The sequence below is a fragment of the Sodalis sp. C49 genome (genome assembly GCF_046352915.1).
GTDB lineage: Bacteria > Pseudomonadota > Gammaproteobacteria > Enterobacterales > Enterobacteriaceae > Acerihabitans.
Genome location: NZ_CP163303.1, coordinates 2890119 through 2913735 on the forward strand (window position 1 = coordinate 2890119; position 23617 = coordinate 2913735).

Genomic DNA, 23617 nt, shown 5'->3' on the forward strand with positions numbered 1-23617 from the left:
AGTTTATCCTATGCCGGAGCTGATTTTTTCCGCCGCCGCGCTGCAACTGTTATCCGCCGCCGCGCTGGCCTTCAGCGTGCTGATCTATATCTTGCTGGACGGTACCGATTTGGGCGTCGGCATGCTGTATGCGTTCAACCGCGCCGAAGCGGATCGCCAGGTCATGACGCTCTCGCTGCTGCCCGTTTGGGACGGCAACGAGACCTGGCTGGTACTGGGCGGCGGCGGCCTGCTGGCCCTGTTCCCCGCCGCCTACGCCATTCTGCTGAGCGCCCTGTATCTGCCGGTATTTCTCATGCTGCTGGCGCTGATAGCGCGCGGCATGGCGATTGAATACCGCGACCGCGCCGACCCGCAAAAGCGGTGGCGGTTCGATCTGATGCTGATGGGCGGTTCGGCGCTGGCCGCCGCCGGCCAGGGCGTGATCATGGGTACGTTTATTCAGGGTATTCCCCATGACGGCGCGCATTATACCGGCGGCGGCTGGGAATGGCTGGGGGTATTTCCGCTATTCTGCGGCCTGGCGCTGATGGCCGGTTACGCGCTGCTGGGCGCCTGCTGGCTGATATGGCGTACGGAAGGAATGCTGCAGGCGCGCGCACGCGCGCTCGCCCGGCGGCTTGGCCCATTGGCCCTGGCGCTGGTTGCGCTGCTGACGCTGTGGACCGGCGGCCTGCATGAGGAGTACCGCCGGCATCTGTCCGATCTGCGTTTCACCCTGCCCGCCGCGCTGTTGCTGCTGGCGGTCGCCGGCGGATTCCGGCGGGCGCTGTCCGCCCGGGTTGCCCTGCTGCCGCTGTGCCTGGCGCTGGGGGGCGTGGTGCTGACATTCGCCCTGCTGCTGCTGGCGGTATATCCGGCGATGATCCCGCCCCGGCTGTCAATAAGCGCCGCGTCCTCGCCGCCCCTGAGCCAGGGATTTGTGCTGATTGGCTTCGCGGTGCTAATCCCCATCACCCTGGCTTACAACACCTTTGGTTTTTGGGTGTTTCGCGGCAAAATCCACGCTCAGGCCAAAGGCCCCTTATCGGGTAAGTGACCGGCGTCTTCCGCCAGCGCCCCCCGCGCGTCCTTTTGCGCCTTATGGGCCGCTTCCCGTTGCTGGTTTTTTTCCCGCAGCGCCTTGGCGCGGCTTTCAAGGCCCAGGTACAGCACCAGCGCCAGCAGCAGCGGCGCGATGAAATAGATCGCCCGGTAGGCCAGCAGGGCGGCGATAATGGTGCCATGGGACAGATGCTCGCTGCCCAGCATGGCGACAAATACGCCCTCGAGCACGCCGATGCCCGCCGGGATATGCACGATAACCCCGGCGATGCTGCTTACCAGCAGCACGCCGAGCACCAGCGGAAAATCGACTTTGTCGTTAAGCAAAATGTAGATAATGGCGGCCATCGCCAGCCAGTTGGCGCAGGAGGCCACCAGCTGCGCGCCGGCCATGCGCAGCGACGGCAGCACCAGCTTCTGGCCCTTGATGGTCCAGCGCCGGCGTTTGGCAAAGGCGCACAGCCAAAAATAAGCGGCGATCAGCAGCAGCAGGATCACGCCCGTCAGGCGCAGCGCCAGCTCGCCGATACCCCATTTAGCCGGCAGATGCAGCACCCCGAACGCGCAGACGATGCCGGAAAGCAGGATATATCCCAGCCAGTTGGTGGCCAGGCTCAGGCTGAAGATACGGGTGATGGCGCTGTTGGACAAACCGAGGCGTGAATAGAGCCGGTAGCGCATGCCGATGCCGCCGACCCAGGCGCTGAGGGTGAGGGTAAAGGCATAACAGATGAAGGAAACCAGCATCACCTGCTTTTTCGCCAGCTTATGGCCGCAATAGGCGCGGCCGATAAGATCGTAGACGCCATACAGCAGGTAACTGAACACCGCCAGCCCAATCACCATCAGCAGCGCATTGAGCCGGTAGCCGGTAATGGCCTGCTCCACATCATCCCAGTCCACCTTGCGGGCATAGACCACCAGCAAGATAATGACGCCGATAAAAAACAGGCCGGTCAGGATTTTTTTAGCCATCGACCAGGCGCGGTGTCGTTTACCGGCGGGGCGTTTTCGGGTCATGATTTTGCCCCCTCGTTTTCGGGTTCGGCGCGATCCTGGGTTTCCATTTCCGGCTGGACCGGCGGCGCCACCAGCGATAATTTCGGCGTATGGGCGGGAAGCCAGCCGACCCAGGCCGGGAAGTGGCGCAGGAAATGGAACACCAGCACGCTTTTCACCACATGCCAGTAGGTCTGCTTGGGCACCATGCTTTCGTCAATTAACCGGCAATCGTTTTCAATCAGCCCGTTAAGATTGTCGCGCAGTTGCTGCGTGAAGGCGGTGTCATGGATGATCAGGTTGGCCTCCAGGTTCAGCGCCAGGCTGAGCGGGTCAAGATTACTGGACCCGACGGTGGCCCAGCTATCGTCCATGACGGCCACTTTGCCGTGCAGCGGACGGCGGCAATATTCATAGATTTTCACCCCTTCCGGCACCAGATAATTGTATAACATGCGCGCGCCGACCGTCACGATCGGCATATCCGGCTCGCCCTGGACAATCAGCACCATGCGCACGCCGCGCCGGGCGGCGTTGCGCATCTCCTTCAAAAGGCGGTAGCCGGGGAAAAAATAGGCATTGGCGATGATGACCTCGCGTTTTGCGCCGCGCAGCATATCGATATAGTGGCGCTCTATATCGGTGTCGTGTTCATCGTTATCCCGATAGACAAACAGCGCCTGGGCCTCGCCGGGCTGGCGGTTATGGGCCGGCAGCCTGGAGCGCCGGCGCAGCCAGCTGCGATGGTGGTCTTCCTTATACAAGGCCTGTAGGGTAAAGCGATGGATATCCTCCACCACCGGCCCCTCCACCTCCACCGCATAGTCCTGCTTGGCCTCCGGGCCGTAGTCGCTCAGGTGCTCGGCGGAAAAATTAATGCCGCCGATAAAGGCGATAACGCCGTCCACCACCACGATTTTACGATGCAGGCGGCGGAACAGATTGGTGCGCATGCCCATAAACGCCGGGCGGGGATCGTAATAACGGAAATGCACTCCCGCGGCGGTGAGGGCGCCGACGTAGCTGTCGGACAGATCCGCCGAGCCGTAACCGTCGACCATGATTTCCACCCGCACCCCGCGCCTGGCGGCGGCAATCAGGTTTTCCTGTAGCGCCTTGCCGACTTTATCCTCGAACAGGATAAAAGTCTCCAGCAGCACCTCTTTCCTGGCCTGGCCGATGCGCTCGTACAGGGCCGGGAAAAACGCTTCGCCGTTTTCCAGCAGCTTGATGCGATTGCCGTCGCGCCACTCCATATTCATATTCATAAATGGATCTCCACGGCGAGGGGAGCGTGGTCGGATAAATGCGACCAGGGTTGGTTGGCCAGGGAGGTCGGCTCGCTGATGCGGGCGTTCCTGACATAAATACGGTCCAGGCGCAGCAGGGGAAAGCGGGCGGGGAAAGTACGGGCCGGTCGGCCGCGCGCCTGGGTAAAGACCTCCACCAGGCCGGCTTCGCGCCGCAAAAGCGTATTGGCGCGCTGGCGCCAGTCGTTGAAATCACCGGCCACCACCAGCGGCGCATCCGCCGGCAGCGTGGCAATATGCCTGCTCATGCGCAGCATCTGCTCGCGGCGATGCGCTTCCTTCAGCCCCAGGTGCACGCAAATCATATGCAGCTCCAGCTCACGGCCAGGCACCTGCAGCACGCAGTGCAGCATGCCGCGCTTCTCCGTGCCGTCGATGGACACGTCCAGATTGCTTTGGCGGGTGATGGGGAAACGGGAAAGCAGCGCATTGCCGTGATCGCCGTCGGGATAGACCGCGTTGCGCCCGTAGGCGAAATCGGCCCACATGGTGTCGGCCAGAAATTCGTACTGCGGCACCACCGGCCAGTTATCGAAGCGTTGCGAATGCTTTTCGTGCGTGCCCAGGACTTCCTGGAGGAACACGATATCGGGCGCCACGGTACGCACCGCTTCGCGCAGTTCCGGCAGGATAAAACGCCGGTTAAAGGCGGCAAAGCCCTTATGGGTATTGATGGTCAGCACCTTAAAGGAAAATCCCTGCTCCACTTGCGGCATGCCCGGTACATCCTTATTTTGATGATAATCCGTTCGCAGCATGATCTCGAACCCCTGCAAAATTAAGCGGCAAAAACCCACTCCCCGATATAGCGCGGGTAGAATAGGTGAGAAGTCATTATTAGTTAATGTGCTTACTATCTTAGCTGCTGCCGGACAACCTCGCCAAGTTTGACCGCGGCGGTTATCTCCGGGTGTCATAAAAATGACATCCGGGTTACGTAGACTTACATAATAATAAATTCAGACATACCCTTCTTCTCGTCCGGCAACAGGAGCCTTCTTTATGCCGCATCCGCACCAACCCGTACTTTCCCTCGTCCTGACCCTCGCCCTGGCGGGCGGCAACGGCCTGCTGGCGCGCAGCGTATCGGCCGCCGGCGCGGACAGCCTGCGCGCGGCGCAGGGGGATATTACCCAGCCCGGCGGCGCACGCCGCCTGCAGGCCGATCAGACCGAGGCGCTGAAGGCGGCGCTGAACAACCAGCAGGCAAAAAACGTCATCCTGTTGATTGGCGATGGCATGGGGGACTCGGAAATCACCGCCGCGCGCAACTACGCGCTGGGCGCGGGCAACGCGTTCCCCGGGATCGACGCGCTGCCGCTGACCGGTCAATACACCCATTACGCGCTGGACAAGACCACCCATAAACCCGGCTACGTCACCGACTCGGCGGCGTCGGCCACCGCGTGGTCCACCGGGGTGAAAACCTATAACGGCGCGCTGGGCGTCGATGTGTTCGGCAAGGATCATATGACCATCCTGGAACTGGCCAAGGCGGCCGGTAAAGCCACCGGCAACGTGTCCACCGCTGAACTGGAGGACGCCACCCCGGCGGCGCTGGTGGCCCACGTCAGCTCCCGCAAATGCTACGGCCCGGAAGTGACCAGTAAAGATTGCCCCACCCAGGCGCTGGAAAACCAGGGGCGCGGCTCCATTGCCGAACAGCTGCTGGCGGCCCGCGCCGACGTGACGCTGGGCGGCGGCGCCAAAACCTTTGGCGAAACCGCCAAGGCCGGGGAGTGGCAGGGTAAAACCCTGCGGGAACAAGCCGTGGCGCGCGGCTATCAGTTGGTGAGCGACCTGGATGGCCTGAACGGCGTAGCCCTGGCCAACCAGGACAAACCCTTGCTGGGCCTGTTTGCCGAGGGCAATATGCCGGTGCGCTGGCAGGGCCCGAAAGCCGTCTATCACGGCAATATTGATAAGCCGCCGGTTACCTGTAGCGATAATCCCAAACGCGGCGCCGGGGTGCCTACCCTGGCGGCCATGACGCAAAAAGCCATCGATCTGCTGAAAACCCATCCCAACGGCTTTTTCCTGCAGGTTGAAGGCGCATCCATTGATAAACAGGACCATGCCGCCAACCCGTGCGGCCAGTTCGGCGAGACGGTGGACCTGGATGAAGCGGTGCAAAAGGCGCTGGAATTCGCCCGCGCCGACGGCCATACGCTGGTGGTGGTCACCGCCGATCACGCCCACTCCAGCCAGATTATCGAAGCGGACGCCAAGGCCCCCGGCCTGACCCAGGCGCTGACCACGAAAGACGGCGCGGTGATGGCCATCAGCTACGGCAATTCTGAAGACCCCGAATCCCAGGGACATACCGGCACCCAGCTGCGTATCGCCGCCTTCGGTCCCTATGCGGGCAACGTGGCCGGCCTGACCGACCAGACGGATTTGTTCTATACCATGCGCGATGCGCTGGGCATTAAACAATAATTACCGCCAGGGACCCCTCCCGCCTTTACCGCCGTGCCGGCGGTAAAGGCGGGAATGGACCAGGGTATCGCGCCATGGCGTATCATCCCTTGTCATTTCCTGTCGCCGGGAAGGATTTTCCGCACGGTGAGACTTGCCTAAACCCGTCATTTTCTTTAGCCTGCGAACTGGCTCCGCTCCCATAAGATCAGGTGACATGTCAGAGCAAAGCGCGCCCGCGCTGAAGGAAATCTTTAACCACGCCCGGCTGCGCGATATCGCGGCGCACACCGCCGCCGTCCACCCCGGTTTTGACGGCGCCCGCTTCCTGGCGGCCACCGGCGACGGACTGGACCAATTATCGCTGATGGCGCGCCTGCGGCGGGTAAGCGTCTGCCTGCACGACGGCCTGCCGGCGGACTATGGGCAGGCGCTGGCGATTTTACGCCGGCTGGCGCCGCGGTTGGACAATCGCTTTGTCACCCTGGTATTGCCGGAGTATGTGGCGATGTACGGGCTGGATGAGTACGATCTGTCGATGGAGGCCCTGCGCTTTTTTACCCCGTTCGGCTCCTCGGAATTCGCGGTGCGCCCCTACCTGCGCCAGGATCTGTCCCGCGGGCTGGCGCTGATGGAACGCTGGTCGCGCGACGATGACGAGCACGTCCGCCGGCTGGCCAGCGAAGGCAGCCGGCCGCGCCTGCCCTGGTCGTTCCGCCTGGAGGCGCTGCGAGCCGACCCGTCGCCGGTGAAACCCATTCTCGACAACCTGCGCGCCGATCCCAGCCTGTACGTACGCAAATCCGTGGCGAATCATCTCAACGATATCACCAAGGATCATCCCGAGTGGGTCATGGACCTGCTGGAGGGATGGGAATTGCATCATCCCCCCACCGCCTGGATCGCCCGTCACGCGTTGCGCAGCCTGATCAAACAGGGGGACCGGCGGGCGCTGGGACTTATCGGCGCCGGCGAGGCGGCGCAGGTCAGCCTGGAGGAGATGCGCGTGAGTCCCGGGGAAATCCGGCTGGGAGACAAGGTGACCGTGGCGTTCCGGCTGCGCTCGACCTCGCCCCTGCCCCAGCGGCTGGTGATTGATTACGCCATCCACTATGTGAAAAAATCCGGCGGCACATCGGCCAAAGTGTTCAAACTGAAAACCCTGACGCTGGCGCCGCATGCAAGCGTTGAGATTAGCCGCAGCCAGTCCATCCGCAACTTTACCACCCGCATGCACTATGCCGGCAGACATGCCGTCGAGGTCTTTATCAACGGCGAATGCCTGGCGCGGGGCGCGTTTTTTATTGTCTAGCGCGACAGGGGTTTCACCATATTCACCCCGGTAACGTGGAAACCGCAGGCATCATACAGCGCCCGGGCGCCGGGATTATCGGCCGCCACCCTTAGCCCCAGTTCGGTCACGCCCTGGGCGCGCAACCGCTGATCCAGCTGCGCCAGCGCGCTGCGTCCGAGCCCGCGGCGGCGCCAGGCGGGCAGGATGCAGAAATCGGAGATATAGGCCGCCTCGTCTTTGCACGTGATCCATAAATACCCCGCCACCGGCGGTACGCCTTGCCGGTCCGCCGCGTCGCCGGCCTCGATGCAGTACAGCTGGTTATCCGGCGTCGCCACCCCCTGCGGTAAATACCCGTCAATGCTGGCGATGGCGTTGATCCTGCCCTGCCCGATATCGTAACCGTGGTTGGCGCTCAGGTCCCGGGCGTATTCCCCGATAAAAAAATGGCGATAATCGGGGTATTCCCCGGCGGTCATATTCCTCAGATGAATCATAGCGCTACCCGTTATCATAACGTGCTTATCCACGCCGGCGCCCCTGATGCAAAGCCAGGGCTTATCCGGCCACCGGCACATCATAAGCCGCTGACGCCACCGTCGACAATCAATTCACTGCCGACGACAAACGCCGATTCATCGGACGCCAGATAGACCGCCGCCTTGGCCAGCTCCAGCGGCGTGCCCAGCCTGCCGAGCGGCACCAGTTGCTTGATTTGCGCCAGCAGGGCCGCATAGGCCGCCCCGTCCAGGCCCAGTTTTTCCAGCGCCGGGGTTTGCGTCGGGCCGGGGCTTAAGCTGTTGACACGGATGCCGCGCGCCAGCAGTTCCCCCGACAGGGTCCGGGAGAGCGACAGCAGTCCGGCTTTGCTGGCGGCATACGGGCCGCTTTGCGGCAGGCCGATATGCGCGCTGACCGAACCGCATAAAATCACCGAGGCCGGTGCATGCAGCAGCGGCAACAGTGACTGCACCAGAAAAAACGGCCCCTTCAGATTGGTCGCCATCAGGCGATCCCAGGCGGCTTCATCCCATTCCTCCAGCGGACGGTGGGTCACGTCGGCGGCATTGATCAGCAGCACATCCAGCCGGGGCCACAAGGTGGCAAGCGCTTGGGCCAGGAGCGGCTGGGCGGCCACATCGCCCGCGTCGCTTTGCAGGCATACCACCCGTTCGCCCAGATCCGCGGCGGCGCGCGCCAGCGCATCGGCGTTGCGTCCGGTGATGGCGACGGTGGCGCCCTCGGCCAGGAACTGACGGGCGGTTTCCAGCCCGATACCGCTGGTGCCGCCGGTGATCAAGGCAAATTTATCGGCTAAACGAGGCATTTTTATCTCTCTGACAGGTGAAAAATGCCATTATTTATAAGATAGTATTAAAATGATAGTAGGTACCAATAGGATACTAAAGAGGCGAGTGGGATGAAATGACGACCCGAACGATTGCGCAACCGAAAAAAATATTACCGCCGCCGGCGATAACGCCCTGCCCGATGCTTACCTTTGTCGAGCTGGTGGCCGGCAAATGGGCCATTCCCATCCTCTACCGGCTGATCGTTATCGACGCCCCGGTGCGTTTTGGCGAACTGCAGCGCGGGGTCTACCCCATCACGCAAAAGGAGCTGACGCGTCAGCTGCGCGCGTTTGAAACCAAGGGCCTGGTGCGGCGTACCGCGTTCGCCGAAATCCCGCCCCGGGTTGAATATCAGGTCACCGCCCTGGGTAAGACGCTGAAGGCGCCGCTACAGTCCCTGGCCGCGTGGGTCGACGCGCACCAGGAGGATTTACAGGCCGGCGCCGGCCTAGAGCGCCGCGCGGGGCAGATCGCTTAGCCGGGAGGTATAGGCCGGCGACAACATGTCGCGTTTCATTTGCCAGTCCCGGCGGATGCCCTGGCCGGCAAACCAGATTTGCCCCCGGCCCGAGCGGTTGACCTTATCCAGGGTCGCCATCAGCGCCTCGGCGTTAACGTGCGGCTTATACCGGTCGAACAGGCCGAGCTGCGCCACGCCCCGGTCATAAAAATCGCCCAGCACGACGCCGGCCTTCAGATAACGCCGATCGTCCAGCCACAGGCTATCCAGGCAGGCCGTCGCCTGGGCGATGATATCCCGGGAATCGTTGGTCGGGACGGGAATGCGGCCGGTGGCCTGGTTGGCGTAATAGATTTCGCCGGCCGCGTGCGGACTGGTGCGCACAAAGACCGCGACCTGCCGGCAAAACTGGTTTTCCCCGCGCAGTTTTTCCGCCGCGCGCGCGGCATAACTGCATACCGCCTCGCGCATATCCTGGTAACGGGTGATACGGGAACTGAAGCTGCGGCTGCAGATAATCTGCTGCTTCACCGCCGGCATTTCCTCCACCTCCAGGCAGGGTTCGCCGCGCAGCTCACGCACCGTGCGCTCCAGCACCACGCTGAAATTATTACGGATAAACGCCGGATGGGAATCCGCCAGTTGCAGCGCCGTGCCGATCCCCATCGCCCGCAGCGTTTTGCCCAGCCGGCGTCCTATGCCCCACACCTCCTCCACCGGCATCAGCGCCATCAGCTTACGCTGGCGCAGCGGCGAGGACAGATCCACCACGCCGCCGGTTTTGCTCCACTGCTTGGCGGCGTGGTTGGCAAGCTTTGCCAGCGTTTTACTGGGCGCAATACCCACCCCCGAATGCAGATGCGTGCACTGCAACAGGGTTTGCTGTACCTCGCGGCCAAACTGTTCCAGCGCCCTGCAATGGCCGACGCCGGTGAGATTGAGAAAGGCCTCGTCGATACTGTAGATCTCAACCGCCGGCGCCATGTCCTCCAGCAGGGTCATCACCCGATGCGACATATCGGCATACAGGGCATAGTTGCTGGAAAACACCGCCACGCCATGTTGTTCAAGCAGCCGGCGAATCTTGAAATAGGGCGCGGCCATAGCAACGCCAAGGCGTTTGGCGGCGGCGGAACGGGCGATAACGCAGCCGTCGTTGTTGCTCAGCACCACCACCGGGCGCCCGCGCAATTCCGGCCGGAATACGGTTTCACACGAAGCGTAGAACGAATTGATATCCACCAGCGCGTACATGGCTACAGCGCCGCGTAGATGATAAACGTCACCACGCCGAAGATTTCCACCTGGCTGTCTTCGGTAATGGGAATGGGCGCGAAGGCGGGATTCATCGGCATCAGCCGCGCGCGGGGATGAAGCTGCAGGCGTTTCACGGTAAAGCCGCCGTCGACGGAGGCGATAACAATATTGCCGTGGTCGGGTTTAAGGGCGCTGTCCACCACCAGGATATCCCCTTCACGGATATTGCCCTCAATCATCGATTCACCCGTGGCGCGGACAAAATAGGTGCTGGCCGGATGGCGCACGCAGATGGCGTTGATATCCAGGCGATGTTCAACATAATCCTGCGCCGGGCTGGGGAACCCCGCAGCGACTTTATCGCCAAAAAACGGCAGCGGTACGCCGATGCCCAACGCCGCGGGATAAATCTTCATAACGGCCACTCCATATACTGTATTTACATACAGTATAGATGCGACCGGGGGAACATGTGAAGCTGGAAAAACCACGGCGGCGACAAACGGCTGATAATCATTGGATTTAAGATCACGCGTGGCTGGCGCCCATGCGCCGGCCTGGCGCCGCATATTTGTATGATAAAACGAGACATAACTCATACTTTTGGTTCTTAAAAACCCTTTTTGTTATGCGACTTTGTTCGGGAACAAGTTTTTCCGCCTGTTTTTCGCGCATTATGCTCCCATGAATTGTAACCCCAGTAACTATCAGGCTTTATAGGATTGCGGGCTGCAACGCTTTGTGTGTGCAATGTGACGGGTGAGAGATGAAGAACAAGACATTAACCCTGCTTGGCGAAGCCGCCATCAGCCGGCGCAGCCTGGTGAAAGGCGGCGTGGCGACCGGGGGATTGCTGTTGGCCAGCAGCGCGCTGCAGCTCCCTTTCCTGTTCGCCCGGGCGGCCGTTACCCCGGCAACGACCGCGGGAACGGCCGATAAGGTGGTCTGGAGCATGTGTTCGGTTAATTGCGGCAGCCGCTGCGCGCTCAGGCTGCATGTGCGCGACGACGAGGTGTATTGGGTGGAAACCGATAACACCGGCCAGGATGAATACGGCGATCATCAGGTGCGCGCCTGCCTGCGCGGCCGCTCCATGCGCCGGCGGATGAACCATCCGGAACGGCTGAAATATCCGATGAAGCGCGTGGGCGAACGCGGCGAAGGCAAATTCCAGCGCATCAGCTGGGATGAAGCGCTGGACGCCATCGCTGATAATCTCAAGCGTATCGTCAAGGATTACGGCAACGAAGCGGTGTATATCAATTATTCCTCCGGCGCCACCGGCGCCAATTTCGCCCGCTCGTCACCGTCGGGCTCGCTTATCACCCGCCTGATGAACTGCTACGGCGGCTACCTCAATCAGTACGGTACCTATAGCACCGCCCAGATCAATGCCGCCATGCCCTACACCTACGGCAGCAACGAGGGCAACAGCACCTCGGATATCGTTAATACCAAACTGGTGGTGATGTTCGGCAACAACCCGGCGGAAACCCGCATGAGCGGCGCCGGCATTACCTACCATCTTGAGCAGGCGCGCGAGCGCTCCAACGCGCGCATGATCGTTATCGATCCGCGCTATACCGATACCGCCGCCGGGCGCGAGGATGAATGGATCCCCATTCGCCCCGGCACCGACGCGGCGCTGGTGTCGGCGATCGCCTGGGTATTGATCAGTGAAAATCTGGTGGATCAGGCGTTTCTGGATACCTACTGCGTCGGTTACGACGAAAAAACCCTGCCGGCCGGCGCGCCGGCCAACGGCCACTACAAAGCCTATATCCTCGGCCAGGGCGACGACGGCATCGCCAAGACGCCGGAGTGGGCGGAGAGGATCACCAGTATCCCCCGCGATCGGATCATCAAGCTGGCGCGTGAAATCGGCGCGACCAAACCGGCTTATATTTGCCAGGGCTGGGGGCCGCAGCGCCAGGCCAACGGCGAGCAGACCGCGCGCGCCATCGCCATGCTGCCGATCCTCACCGGCAACGTGGGCATTAACGGCGGCAACAGCGGCGCCCGCGAGTCCACCTACACCATTACCATCGAACGGCTGCCGGTATTGACCAATCCGGTGAAAACCCAGATCCCGGTATTTTTATGGACCGACGCCATCTCACGCGGCAAGGAAATGACGGCGTTAAAAGACGGCATAAAAGGCAAGGACCGGCTCGACGTGCCGATTAAATTTATCTGGAACTATGCCGGCAATACCCTGGTCAACCAGCATTCGGATATCAATCGCACCCATGAAGTCCTGAAAAACGAGCGCGATTGCGAAATGATCGTGGTGATTGAAAACTTTATGACCTCATCGGCGAAATACGCCGACATCCTGTTGCCGGACCTGATGACCACCGAACAGGAGGATATCGTCCCCAACGATTACGCCGCCAATATGGGGTATCTGATTTTCGGCCAGCCCGCCACCTCGGCAAAATTCGAGCGCCGCTCGATTTACCAGATCACCAGCGATATCGCGCGGCGCCTCGGCGCGGATGTGGCGCAAAAATTTACCGAAGGGCGCACCCAGTCCGAATGGCTGCAATTTTTATATGCCAAGATGCTGGCCAAGGACCCGCAACTGCCGTCCTATGAGCAGTTAAAAGCCCAAGGCATCTATAAACGCCAGGATCCCGACGGCCACTTTGTCGCCTACCGTAAATTCCGCGCGGACCCGGCGGCCAATCCGCTGAAAACCCCTTCCGGCAAAATTGAAATCTATTCGGCGGCATTGGCGCAGCTGGCCGCCACCTGGCAACTGCAGGCGGATGAAAGCATCAGTCCGCTGCCCCGGTATGTCCCCACCTTCGAGGGCTGGGACGATCCGCTGCGCGCGCGTTTTCCGCTGCAGATGGCCGGTTTCCACTATAAGGCGCGCACCCACTCCAGCTACGGCAATATCGACGTGCTGCGGGCCGCCTGTCCGCAGGAGGTGTGGATCAATCCTATCGACGCCGAAAGCCGGGGCATTCGCAACGGCGATAAGGTGCGGGTCTTTAACGACCGGGGCGAGATCAGGATCGACGCCAAGGTAACGCCGCGCATCCTGCCCGGCGTGACGGCCGTCAGCCAGGGCGCCTGGCATCAGGCCGATATGGCCGGGGATAAAATCGATCACGGCGGCTGCATCAATACCCTGACCACGCAGCGTCCATCGCCGCTGGCCAAGGGCAATCCGCAGCATACCAACCTGATACAGATCGAAAAGGTGTAGTGAATGAGCACGCAATACGGTTTTTATATTGATTCGAGTCGCTGCACCGGCTGCAAGACCTGCGAGCTGGCCTGCAAGGATTACAAGAACCTGGGGCCGGATGTCAGTTTCCGCCGCATCTATGAGTATGCCGGCGGCACCTGGCAGGCGGACGGCGCCGGCTATCGCCAGGATGTGTTCGCTTATTACCTGTCCATCGCCTGTAATCATTGCGAGGATCCCGCCTGCGTCAAAGTGTGCCCGAGCGGCGCCATGCACAAAGGCGAAGACGGCTTTGTGGTAGTCAACGAGGACATTTGTATCGGCTGCCGCTATTGTCATATGGCCTGTCCCTACGGCGCGCCGCAGTTTAACGAGGCCAAGGGGCATATGACCAAATGCGACGGCTGCCATGAGCGCGTGGCGGTGGGACAAAAACCTGTCTGCGTGGAATCCTGCCCGCTGCGCGCGCTGGATTTGGCGCCTATCGGCGAACTGCGCGACAAGTATGGCGACCTGGCCGACGTGGCGCCGCTGCCGGCGGCGCATTTCACCATGCCCAACCTGGTGATCAAAGCCAATGCCAATTGCCGCCCGCAGGGCGACACCACCGGCTTTCTCGCCAATCCAAAGGAGGTGTGATATGGGTAACGGATGGCATGAATGGCCGCTGATGTTTTTTACCGTGGCGGGCCAGAGCGTAATCGGCGGTTATCTGGTGATGGCCATGGTGCTGCTGGCCGGCAACCTGACGGTGCAGCAGGCGCGGCGGGTGCATCTGGCCATGTTTTTCCTGTGGCTGCTGATGGGGCTGGGATTTATCGCCTCGATGATGCACCTGGGCTCGCCGATGCGCGCCATGAACGCGCTTAACCGCCTGGGCGCCTCGCCGCTGAGCAATGAAATCGCCACCGGTTCGCTGTTTTTCGCCCTCGGCGGCATCTACTGGCTGATGGCGGTGTTTAACCACATGCCCCGGGCGCTTAACAAGATCTGGCTGGTGATTACCGCGCTGTCGGGCCTGGTATTTCTTTATGCCATGGGCCGGGTCTATATGATTGATACCGTGCCCACCTGGGATAATATCTATACCCCGCTCGGCTTTGTGCTGACGGTGTTTATCGGCGGCCCGCTGCTGGGCTACCTGCTGCTGCAGGCCGCGGGCATCCGCGGGCCGGGCTGGCGCTACCTGCCCTGGATAAGCGTTATCGCGGTGATGATAAGCGTGGCGGCGGTGATGATGCAGGCCGCCGGGCTGGCCGCGATCCACAGTTCGGTGCAGCAGGCCTCGGCGCTTATCCCCGACTATGGCCTGCTGATGGCCGGACGGGTGCTGCTGCTGGCGCTGGGCCTCGCCTGCTGGCTGTGGCCGGTGGCGCGCGGCAACACGCCGCCGCTGGCGGGACTTACGCTGGGCCTGGTGCTGGTGCTCGGCGGCGAACTGATCGGCCGGGCGGTATTTTACGGCCTGCATATGACCGTGGGCATGGCGATTGCCGGTTAGGGGCGATGATATGAATGATGTGAATATGGCCCTGACCGGGCGCACGCTGGGGGCCTTGCTGTATTATCCGCCCCTGTCGGCGCCCAACGCCGGCCTGCTGAAAGCGCTGGCGGCCCCGGGCTGGGAGCGGGAATGGCCTGTCGAGAGCGGCGTCGAAGACGCGGCGGCGCTGATTCGCCAGGGCCTGGCCGCGCCTTGGCATGACGCTTTGGAGGAGACCTTTCAAAATCTGTTTATCGGCCCCTATGCCCTGCCCGCCCCGCCCTGGGGATCGGTCTATCTCGATAAGGAAAGCGTGCTGTTTGGGGAATCCACCGTGGCGCTGCGCCGCTGGCTGGCGCAGGAAGGCATCGCCTCCCGGCAGCAGGACGGCGAGCCGGAGGACCATATCGGCCTGCTGCTGATGCTGGCCGCCTGGCTGGCGGAAAATAATGAAAGCGTGCTGGACGCCCTGCTGGCGCAGCATATATTGCCCTGGTCGGGACGCTACCTGGCATTGCTGGAACAAGGCACGGAGCATCCGTTCTACCGGGGCGTGGCGCGCCTGGCCAGCCTGACGCTGGGCGACTGGCGAAGCAGGCGGAATCTGCAATCACCGGAGAGGGAGTTATACCGTTAACGGCCGCGCGATGAGGCCGTTTTACCGTCAACAGCACCGGATGCCAAAGCGGGTTATGCGTTTTTGACTGTAAGCCCCGGTACATTGCGGTCGCCTTCGAAACGGGCGCTGCCTTTCAATATAACGGTGCATTCATCCCCGTCAAACCTCAATGATTTCACCACTGCGTCATTTTCTATCGTTATGCTATTTTCTTGTGGTTGAGTTATGCGTCCGCTGGTAAAATCGTGATTTTGTGTGCTGAACCTAATATTATTTACCCCAACAAGGTTTAAGTTTCCGGGGGGGAAGTTAACGCCACTAACAATGATATTTATATTGCCAGAGTTGACTCCATTAATACTAATGATTTTTTGGTAATTAGAGTTAATAAAATTTTCTTCTATATTAGACTTTTTCATATAGACTTCATTAACGATTGAGTTAGCACCGATAGTGACATTATTCGAGCATATTTCCAACGTTTTATCTATGACAGAGTCTTTTATTGAAAAAACGCCTGCAGTAATGACATCACCTTTTACATGGCTTTTGTTTTCAAGTGACAAATTACCACTGGCGGTAGTCACACTGTCCGCAATGGAGTTATTAAGCGTAACCTTGCCTGACATTGATTTTATAAATCCGGCCTTTTCGACATTTTTTAAATTAATTTTTCCAGAGTCGGTTTCGACGTTAGACAGAATAACATGTTCACAGCTGATTTTTCCTGATTGAGATTGAACATTACAGTGGATATCTCCTTCAGAGATGGATATAGCACCGCTTTGGCTTTTGATATAAATGTCGTTATTACCCGCGCGAGTAAAACAGTTATGCAAATTTATTTTTTCGCAACCCGTTTCGATTACACTTTTTATTTCCTCGCCTGTAAGGTTGACAGAGTTACCTGAATTGTTTTTTATGATGATGACGTTACTGAGTTGAAAAGACTCATATTGGAAATTCACATTCATATATTAGCATCCTTAAATAAATCAAACGGTTCAACTATATATATTTAATGGCCATTATCAAAAAATAAGCACATAATCTGACTATTTCATAATAATCGTGGAATTATAGCCAATCCTGGCTAAACCTTGATTAAATAACCTAAATGCTACCGGTAGCTTTACATTCCCAGCGGCGTTTTCACGTTCGCCGTTCCCCGGTATGTCGCTCGCGATTGAGTGTTGTCGCGCACAATGTTAAGTTTTAAGGCGACATTGCAAAACACAACCAGAAACAGGGGCGCTATGGCCCCGGTGATTTATAACATTGCACGGCAATAGGATATGATCAGCATGGCGCCTCGCTCCGCATTACGCGACCTCTCGTTTTCCGCCGTCATCGCCGGTTTTATCGCCGTACTGGTGGGCTATGCCAGCTCGGCGGCCATCGTGTTTCAGGCGCTCCAGGCCACGGGGGCCAGCGTTGAGCAAATCGGCGGCTGGCTGACGATGCTGGGCCTGGGAATGGGCATAACCTCGCTGGGCCTGTCGCTGTATTACCGCGCGCCGATCCTCACCGCCTGGTCGACACCCGGCGCGGCGCTGCTGGTCACCAGCCTGCCGGGCTACTCGATTAACGAGGCCGTCGGCGTCTTTATCTTTGCCTGCGCACTGATTTTACTGTGTGGCGTGACCGGGCTGTTCGCCCGGCTGATGCAGCATATTCCGCAAGCGATTTCGGCGGCGATGCTGGCGGGAATTTTGCTGCGTTTCGGACTGGATGCGTTTATCGCGCTGCAAAGTCATTTTGTGCTGGCGGCGGGCATGTGCCTGGCCTTTTTCCTGACGCGGCGCCTGGCGCCGCGCTATGCCGTCGTGGCGGCGCTTGGCGTCGGCCTGGCCGTTGCCGGCCTGCAGGGCCAGATTGCCTTCGCCGGTAAGCCGCTGACCTTCGCCGCCCCGCATTTTATCATGCCGCATTTTACCCTCTCCGCGCTGATGGGCGTCGGCATGCCGTTTTTTCTCGTGACCATGGCCTCGCAAAACGCGCCGGGCATCGCCACCCTGAAAGCCGCCGGCTATCGCGTGCCGACCTCGCCGCTGATCGCCTGGACGGGGCTGGCGTCGCTGATCCTGGCGCCCTTGGGCGGGTTTTCCATATGCATCGCCGCGATTACCGCCGCCATTTGCATGAGCCCGGAGGCCCATCCCGACCCCGCGCGCCGGTATATGGCCGCCGCCGCCGCGGGCGCGGCCTATCTGCTGGCCGGGCTGTTCGGCGGCTCCATCGGCATGGTGTTCGGCGCCCTGCCCGCGGCGCTTATCCATACCATCGCCGGGCTGGCGCTGCTGAGCACCATTGCCGGCAGCCTGCATCGCGCCCTGCTGGAAGAGACGCACCGGGATGCCGCTATCGTCACCTTTTTACTGACCGCGTCCGGCGTCGGTTTTTTCGGCATCGGCAGCGCCTTTTGGGGACTGGCGGGGGGGATTATCACCTGGGGTATCCTGGCGCTGCCGGGTAAGACAAAATAAGCGGAAACACGCCTCGCCGCCGGTACCGGTAGCGACATTCCTCGCGTCGCTAAGTCGTTGGCGTCCGCCGCCGCCGGCGGTGGATACCGGCATCATCGGGCCGCATCGCGATGACCCGGCTGGCTCATCGCGGGTATTATATGGCCGCCGATCGTGGCGTCACGCCGCTTAGCCTTTGGCCTCCTTATCCAGTAGCAGCCGTTTGCGGTCCACCCCCCAGCGATAGCCGGATAACGCCCCGTCGCTGCGCACCACCCGATGGCAGGGTATGGCCACCGCCAGCATATTGGTGGCGCAGGCGCCCGCCACGGCGCGCACCGCGGCGGGCGAACCGATGCGTTTCGCCACCTCCAGGTAGCTGGCCGTGCGCCCGGGCGGGATATCCCGCAGGGCCTGCCAGACGCGCTGCTGGAAGGCGGTGCCGCGAATATCCAGCGGCAGGTCCAGGCCAAGGGCCGGCGCATCGACAAACCCCACCACCAGCGCCATCCGCCGGGCAAAGGCCTCATCGTCCCCCGCCAGCGCCGCGTGGGGGAAGGTATCCTGCAACTGTTCCACCAGCCGCTGCGCATCGTCGCCCAACAGGATGGCGCAGATGCCGCGCGCGCTCTGGGCGACCAGGATATCACCCAGCGAGCAACGCCCGACCGCAAAGACGATAGCAACGCCCTTCCCTCCCGCCCGGTAAGCGGTGGGCGTCATCCCCAGCAGCGCATCGGCTCCGGCGTAAAAACGGCCCTGGGAGTTAAAGCCGGACTCCAGCACCGCGTCGGTCACCGAGGCGTCGCCCGCAAGCCGTTGCCGCACCCGCTGGTTACGCCGGGCCACGGCATAGGCTTTCGGCGTCAGGCCGGTAACGGACTTAAATAACCGGTGGAAATGGAACGGGCTTAAGGCGGCCTGTTGCGCCAGCTCCGCCAGTGTCGGCATCCCCTCAGCCCCGTCAATATAACGGCAGGCCAGCTGGATTTTCGCCGCCTGTTCCGCCGCTAGCGAAGGCCGGCCCTGGCGGCAGCGTTTGCAGGGACGGAAGCCCGCCCGCAACGCGTCTTCGGCATTGGCGAAAAACAGCACATTCGCCGCCAGAGGCAGGCGCGACGGGCAGGATGGCGAGCAGAATATCCCGGTGGTCCTGACGGCATAAACAAACCGGCCGTCGGCGGCTTTATCGCGCGCGACGATGGCCTGCCAGCGCGGGTCCTGCTCGGTGGGTATCATGGATGCAGTGTTACCTGGTTTCATGGCAAAGCCCCTTTGGTTTCATCATATCGCTACGGCCAGGTGGTGACCAGACTGATGATTAGGGTGGCATGCCCGCGGCGGTTAAACCCCCTGAAGCTTGCTTTTTAATGTATGCCGTTATGCCAATGGCTTTTATCGCCATGCCCGCGCCGGCATTATGCAAGACGCCCGTCGCGCATGGTCAGCACCCGGTTGGCATAACTCGACGCCTCCTGCGAATGCGTCACCATCACCACGGTCGTGCCTTCCCGGTTGATGTTTTTCAGCTGTTCCAGCACGTCGCGGCTGTTCTTACTGTCCAGGTTGCCGGTGGGTTCATCCGCCAGTATCAGGCCGGGGCGGGACACCATGGCGCGGGCAATGGCCACCCGCTGCTGCTGGCCGCCGGACAGCTGCGCCGGATAATGCCCGGCGCGATGCGTCAGGCCGAATACCGCCAGGATCTGATCAACCCGCCGCCGGCGCTCCGCCTTCGCCACGCCGCGGTATTTCAGCGGCAGAACCACGTTGTCATAGACCGACATGGAAGGGATCAGGTTAAACGATTGGAATATATAGCCGATAAGCCGCCGTCGTAAGGCGATTTTCTGCGCATAACCCAGGGCGGCGACGTTTTCGCCGGCCAGGGTCAGACGGCCTTCATCAAGGGGTTCGAACATTCCCAGCACGTTCAGCAGGGTGGATTTGCCTGAACCGGACGGCCCCATGACGGCAAGAAAGTCACCCGCCCCGACGTTAAGGCTTACCGCGTTCAGCGCCAGGGTCTTGATGGTCTTGGTGGTGTAGAACTTACCGCCTCTTTCCAGGGTAATCATATCAATCAAACTCAATGATATTGGATTTTTCGTAATCATTATCCGCGAAGGTCACCACCCGTTGCCCTTCGGCAAGCCCGCCGAGTATTTCCGCCTGTGCCGCGCCCTGCCGCTTTAACCGCACCGGCGTCTTAACCGCCCGCCGATCGTTTTCATCAAACACATAGACCAGCGCCTGGCCCTCGTTGAAAAACACCGCTTCGGAAGGGACGAGCAGCGCGTCCTGCTGCGTACTCAGAAACACATGCAGATCGATGGATTGCCCGCGCTTCAGGGCAATCTGCTGGGGCTGGGACGGCCGGAGCCTGGCCTTGAACTTGCCGTTGTCCACCGCCGAGGATACCGATTCAATGGCCAGGGGGATTTCGATACCGCCGGCCTGCGCCATGACATTGGCCTGGGGCTTGATTTTATCCAGGTAATATTCACTGAAATCGGCTTCAAAGTAGTAGGAATGCAGGTTGTCGACCATGGTAACCTTGTCGCCGGGTTTAATCTGCTGGCCGATTTTGATATCCAGCGATGAGAGGGTGCCGTCGATGGGCGAGACGATAATCAGCTGCTCCAGGCCGCCCTTGATCAAATCCACCAGTTTGCCCAGGCGTTTGATGGAGCGATCAATTTCCTGGAACTGCTGCGGCAGTATTTGGTCCTGCTGCCGATCGTGTCCGGACAAAATGGCGCAGGTTTTTTCCCAATGCGCTAACTCATCCAGCAGGTCTTCATATTTAGCCTTTTCGATAATGGCTTTTTCAAACAGCTTTTTATTGCGCCGGATGTCCTTGACCAGCTTCTGCCGGTTGTAATGGGATTTCTGCAGCTCAAGCTTGGTGTCGCGGCTGTTGCGTTCCAATAACATGCGCATATTGCGCAGATTATTGATCTGTTCGGTGGCGTCGGCGATGCGCGAGGTGACCTGCAGGACAAAATCATAATTGGACAGGCGGGCGATAATTTCGCCTTTTTTGACATAATCGGAAGAGGCTTTATAGATATCGACCACCTTCCCTCCGCGCTCCGTGGAAACGATAACGCTTTCGTTGGGGAGGGCGATGGCGCGGGTAACCAGGGTGTCGGTATAGGCCCCGCGCGTCACCGGATGCAAGGCCACGCTCGCCAACGGCAGGCGCAGGTAATTATCGGTGGTGGCCAGCTTATAGAGCCCTGCGCACAGCAGGATCAACAGCGCGGCGGCGATCCAGGCGATCCATCCGGCGCCCGGATGCAGGGCAGCCTTTTTATCCAGTTTTACGTCCATAGCCGTGGCCCTCGCCGCAGGCGCGCCAGCCGGCCGCCACCGGCCAGCAGGGTCGCGACCATCACCGCCATCACCGCCAGGCCCAGGAGCATCAGGGCGGCGAAGGCATAGGTCAGGGCCAGACCGGTGACCACGTCGAATTGGCCCAGCCAGCGCCGCAGGAGCACAACCCCGATGCCGAGGGATAGCGACAACGTCAGCGTCAGCGCCAGCATGTTTTGCCGCAGGAAAAAGACCGCGCTGGTAGACACCGAGCCGCCCACCGCCGCCATGATCATCAGGGTCTGATTGAGCCGCCGGGCCTCCGACAGCCCGATGACCATCGCGCTGACCAGCATCAGGAACAGGGAAAGAGAAGCCACCAGCCTGATGACGTCCTGGATCAACAGGCTGTTTTTATAGTGTTCGGCATGCAGCTCTTCCACCGTGCGCACCTGCAGGTCCGCCAGGCCATAACCGCTGAGCGCGGAGATGATGCGATCCCGTTGCGCCGCGGTGGAAAACCCGATAGCGGCATACTTTTCCACCCGATCGTTAATGAACAGCATCAGCGGCGGCGGCTGGCGGGTACGCTCGCCCGGATAAAAGTTATCGACGACGCGCAGCACGCGCAGCCGGCGCCTCCCGCCGTCCACCTCGGCGTAGAAGGTCGTGTTAAGCGCTTCATCATAGGAAGACAGCCCCATCAGCCCGATAAAGGCCCGGGTGGCAATCACATGGCGCACCGCCGGATCGGCGCTTACGGCAATGGCATTTTCTCCGCCGCCCAGGGTTTCAAGGCCCCATACCCGGGTAAAGTGAGGGTCGACGTCGAGAGCGCTGACGGTCACGAACTGATCCTTGGCCTGCTGGCGGGCATGCTGGATAATGAGCGCGGTAGGCGTCATATCAAACGGGCGCCAGTTGCTCAAGGCGATATTGGCGCTGCCGGCGTCCTCTTTGAGGCGGTTTTGCAGCGCGCGCACGCTTTCAAGCGAATGGAGCCGTTCGCTGGGTTCAAACGTCAGCAGGTTCTTTTGGCGATAGCCGAAATCGGCTTGCATGACGTAACGGTTCTGCGCCGCCGTACCGGCCCAGGAGTAGACCAGGACGCCCGAGATCAGCAGTTGCGTCACCAGGGTAAGCCGGTTGAGGTAATAGGCCGCGGTGGTTTCGTGGCGGTGATTTGCCCGTCCCGCGCCGGCGGATACAACAAAACAGCAGAAATAAAGCACATGCGCGGCGATCACCACGCAGCCGATAAGCAGCAGCACCGCCAGGAACAGCGCGGCCAGCAATGCGGCGCTGTGATGTGATATCAGCGCCAGGACGTAAGGCGACATGGCGGACGCCCCGAACAATATCAACAGCGCCAGCGCGCAGATGACGGCAAACTGCGGCACGATGACCGCCACCGACTCGGCGGCAAGCTGTTTATCCGACGCGCCCAGCGCGCGTTTGATATTCAGGCTGCGCCGTTTGGCGGCGTTAACGATGGCATTGACGTTAAAATAGTTTACCGCCGTGGTCAGCAGCACAAACAACGCGGCCGCATACAGGGCATGCAGCAAGGGTTTGGCGATAGTCGCGGCCATGTCATCGGCATAACCGTCGTCATAATGCATCTGCTGGATAGGTTTGGCGCGCAGGTGAATGAATGCCGTGGGAGTAATGGGCGTCCCGGATAGCGGCGGGGCGTGAAGCCCGACCAGTTTATCCAGCAGAGCGTTATCAAACGGCGCGGCCGGGGCGGTCCTGATAAAAATAAACAGGTGGCTGTGATACCAGTCTCTCCGCTTATCGTGATACCCCGCCATCGCCGCCGGTGAGAAGGCAATGACCGCCGGCATATCGATGCTGCTGTCGGGACGGGGTTCAAGCACGCCCTTGATCACAAACCGGCCTTTGTCGCCCAGATCGATAGTCTTGCCCACGGGGGACGCCAGGCCGAGATACCGGCGGTTAAAGGCCGGCGTGATATAAATTTCGTTCGCCGCAAGCAAGGCGGGGGCCTGGCGGTAGGGATTGAGCTGCGTCAGGAAGCCTGCGCTGACCGCGAACACCGGTACGCGATGGACAAACCGCCCCTCGCTGCGAACGGTAGTAAACAGCCGCAGGGCATAGACGACGCGGTCAATCCCCGGTTGTTTGCGCAGCGCGTCAAGCAACGGCAGCGGGGCCTGGGCGGAACGCACCTTATCGCCGTTGGGTGGGCAAAACAGGGTTTCGATGCGGTAAAGGCGTTCAGCGCTGGGATAAAACCGGTCTATTTTAACATCGTCGATAAAGAGCAGCAGAATTAAGAAGGTCGTGGCAAAACCGATGGCGGTAATAACGATCGCCAACAGGGAGGCAACAGGATTGGCTTTTATATCGTTAACAAACTCACTCAGGATCATCAG

General features: G+C 60.4%; 21 protein-coding genes. 9 read left to right on the forward strand and 12 right to left on the reverse strand.

Going from position 1 to position 23617, the window contains the following annotated elements; genetic code table 11:
- Window positions 1–10: 10 nt before the first annotated feature.
- Window positions 11–1039 carry a cytochrome d ubiquinol oxidase subunit II gene (cydB, locus tag ABUK12_RS13100; protein WP_410012253.1) on the forward strand — a complete coding sequence of 343 codons (1029 nt, stop codon included), beginning with the start codon at window positions 11–13 and terminating at the stop codon, window positions 1037–1039.
- Here the strand turns inward: cydB and ABUK12_RS13105 are convergent.
- Genes ABUK12_RS13105 through ABUK12_RS13115 form a run of 3 tightly spaced genes read right to left on the reverse strand, consistent with a single transcriptional unit; the run spans window position 1009 to window position 4069 of the window.
- Window positions 1009–2064, reverse strand: a complete 1056-nt coding sequence (locus ABUK12_RS13105; RefSeq protein ID WP_410012254.1) for a lysylphosphatidylglycerol synthase domain-containing protein — start codon at window positions 2062–2064, stop codon at window positions 1009–1011. The two genes, cydB and ABUK12_RS13105, sit on opposite strands and share 31 nt — an antisense overlap.
- Window positions 2061–3305 (reverse strand): cardiolipin synthase ClsB, encoded by a 1245-nt coding sequence (gene clsB / locus ABUK12_RS13110; protein WP_410016636.1) that lies wholly within the window; start codon window positions 3303–3305, stop codon window positions 2061–2063. Before clsB ends, ABUK12_RS13105 begins: the two co-directional genes overlap by 4 nt.
- A gap of 2 nt (window positions 3306–3307) precedes the next feature.
- On the reverse strand, window positions 3308–4069 hold the full coding sequence (locus tag ABUK12_RS13115) for an endonuclease/exonuclease/phosphatase family protein (RefSeq protein WP_410016637.1): 762 nt from the start codon (window positions 4067–4069) through the stop codon (window positions 3308–3310).
- Between the two features lie 286 nt (window positions 4070–4355).
- On the opposite strand from ABUK12_RS13115, the gene phoA reads away from it, so the two are divergent.
- Together phoA and ABUK12_RS13125 are read left to right on the forward strand one after the other, a co-directional pair.
- Window positions 4356–5792 carry an alkaline phosphatase gene (gene phoA, locus ABUK12_RS13120; RefSeq protein WP_410012255.1) on the forward strand — a complete coding sequence of 479 codons (1437 nt, stop codon included), beginning with the start codon at window positions 4356–4358 and terminating at the stop codon, window positions 5790–5792.
- Window positions 5793–5988: 196 nt separating this feature from the next.
- The gene (locus ABUK12_RS13125) at window positions 5989–7083 is read left to right on the forward strand and encodes a DNA alkylation repair protein (RefSeq protein WP_410012256.1); all 1095 of its coding nucleotides are present in this window, start codon (window positions 5989–5991) and stop codon (window positions 7081–7083) included.
- Here the strand turns inward: ABUK12_RS13125 and ABUK12_RS13130 are convergent.
- Window positions 7080–7562, reverse strand: coding sequence for a GNAT family N-acetyltransferase (locus tag ABUK12_RS13130; RefSeq protein ID WP_410012257.1), 483 nt, complete (start codon window positions 7560–7562; stop codon window positions 7080–7082). The genes ABUK12_RS13125 and ABUK12_RS13130 overlap by 4 nt on opposite strands.
- 80 nt (window positions 7563–7642) lie before the next feature.
- Window positions 7643–8392: an SDR family oxidoreductase gene (locus ABUK12_RS13135; protein WP_410012258.1), complete on the reverse strand. Its 750-nt coding sequence runs from the start codon at window positions 8390–8392 to the stop codon at window positions 7643–7645.
- A gap of 98 nt (window positions 8393–8490) precedes the next feature.
- Here ABUK12_RS13135 and ABUK12_RS13140 point away from each other — a divergent pair, with 98 nt between their 5' ends.
- Window positions 8491–8895: a winged helix-turn-helix transcriptional regulator gene (locus ABUK12_RS13140; RefSeq protein WP_410012259.1), complete on the forward strand. Its 405-nt coding sequence runs from the start codon at window positions 8491–8493 to the stop codon at window positions 8893–8895.
- Here the strand turns inward: ABUK12_RS13140 and umuC are convergent.
- Window positions 8866–10131, reverse strand: a complete 1266-nt coding sequence (gene umuC / locus ABUK12_RS13145; RefSeq protein ID WP_410012260.1) for a translesion error-prone DNA polymerase V subunit UmuC — start codon at window positions 10129–10131, stop codon at window positions 8866–8868. The two genes, ABUK12_RS13140 and umuC, sit on opposite strands and share 30 nt — an antisense overlap.
- 2 nt (window positions 10132–10133) lie before the next feature.
- On the reverse strand, window positions 10134–10550 hold the full coding sequence (gene umuD, locus ABUK12_RS13150) for a translesion error-prone DNA polymerase V autoproteolytic subunit (protein WP_410012261.1): 417 nt from the start codon (window positions 10548–10550) through the stop codon (window positions 10134–10136).
- Between the two features lie 350 nt (window positions 10551–10900).
- On the opposite strand from umuD, the gene ABUK12_RS13155 reads away from it, so the two are divergent.
- The 4 genes from ABUK12_RS13155 to dmsD are packed head-to-tail and all read left to right on the forward strand — an operon-like array spanning window position 10901 to window position 15453.
- Complete coding sequence (locus tag ABUK12_RS13155; protein ID WP_410012262.1) at window positions 10901–13351, forward strand: DmsA/YnfE/YnfF family dimethyl sulfoxide reductase; 2451 nt, start codon at window positions 10901–10903, stop codon at window positions 13349–13351.
- 3 nt (window positions 13352–13354) lie between these two features.
- On the forward strand, window positions 13355–13972 hold the full coding sequence (locus ABUK12_RS13160) for a DMSO/selenate family reductase complex B subunit (protein WP_410012263.1): 618 nt from the start codon (window positions 13355–13357) through the stop codon (window positions 13970–13972).
- Window position 13973: 1 nt separating this feature from the next.
- A complete protein-coding gene (locus ABUK12_RS13165) occupies window positions 13974–14834 on the forward strand; it encodes a DmsC/YnfH family molybdoenzyme membrane anchor subunit (protein ID WP_410012264.1) in 861 nt (286 codons plus the stop codon).
- A gap of 10 nt (window positions 14835–14844) precedes the next feature.
- The gene (gene dmsD, locus ABUK12_RS13170) at window positions 14845–15453 is read left to right on the forward strand and encodes a Tat proofreading chaperone DmsD (protein WP_410012265.1); all 609 of its coding nucleotides are present in this window, start codon (window positions 14845–14847) and stop codon (window positions 15451–15453) included.
- A gap of 53 nt (window positions 15454–15506) precedes the next feature.
- Here the strand turns inward: dmsD and ABUK12_RS13175 are convergent, their stop codons facing one another.
- Window positions 15507–16409 (reverse strand): hypothetical protein, encoded by a 903-nt coding sequence (locus tag ABUK12_RS13175; protein ID WP_410012266.1) that lies wholly within the window; start codon window positions 16407–16409, stop codon window positions 15507–15509.
- Window positions 16410–16739: 330 nt separating this feature from the next.
- Here ABUK12_RS13175 and ABUK12_RS13180 point away from each other — a divergent pair, with 330 nt between their 5' ends.
- Entirely contained in the window at window positions 16740–17921 is a 1182-nt protein-coding gene (locus ABUK12_RS13180) for a benzoate/H(+) symporter BenE family transporter (RefSeq protein ID WP_410012267.1), read from the forward strand.
- Between the two features lie 168 nt (window positions 17922–18089).
- Here ABUK12_RS13180 and ada read toward each other — a convergent pair whose 3' ends face one another.
- From ada to darB, 4 genes are all read right to left on the reverse strand, one after another.
- Window positions 18090–19163, reverse strand: coding sequence for a bifunctional DNA-binding transcriptional regulator/O6-methylguanine-DNA methyltransferase Ada (gene ada / locus ABUK12_RS13185; protein WP_410012268.1), 1074 nt, complete (start codon window positions 19161–19163; stop codon window positions 18090–18092).
- A 155-nt stretch (window positions 19164–19318) separates the two neighbouring features.
- Complete coding sequence (gene darD, locus ABUK12_RS13190) at window positions 19319–19978, reverse strand: darobactin export ABC transporter ATP-binding protein (protein WP_410012269.1); 660 nt, start codon at window positions 19976–19978, stop codon at window positions 19319–19321.
- Between the two features lies 1 nt (window position 19979).
- Complete coding sequence (gene darC, locus ABUK12_RS13195) at window positions 19980–21236, reverse strand: darobactin export ABC transporter periplasmic adaptor subunit (protein WP_410012270.1); 1257 nt, start codon at window positions 21234–21236, stop codon at window positions 19980–19982.
- The gene (darB, locus tag ABUK12_RS13200) at window positions 21227–23614 is read right to left on the reverse strand and encodes a darobactin export ABC transporter permease subunit (RefSeq protein WP_410012271.1); all 2388 of its coding nucleotides are present in this window, start codon (window positions 23612–23614) and stop codon (window positions 21227–21229) included. The genes darC and darB overlap by 10 nt, the downstream gene beginning before the upstream one ends.
- Window positions 23615–23617: the final 3 nt, after the last annotated feature.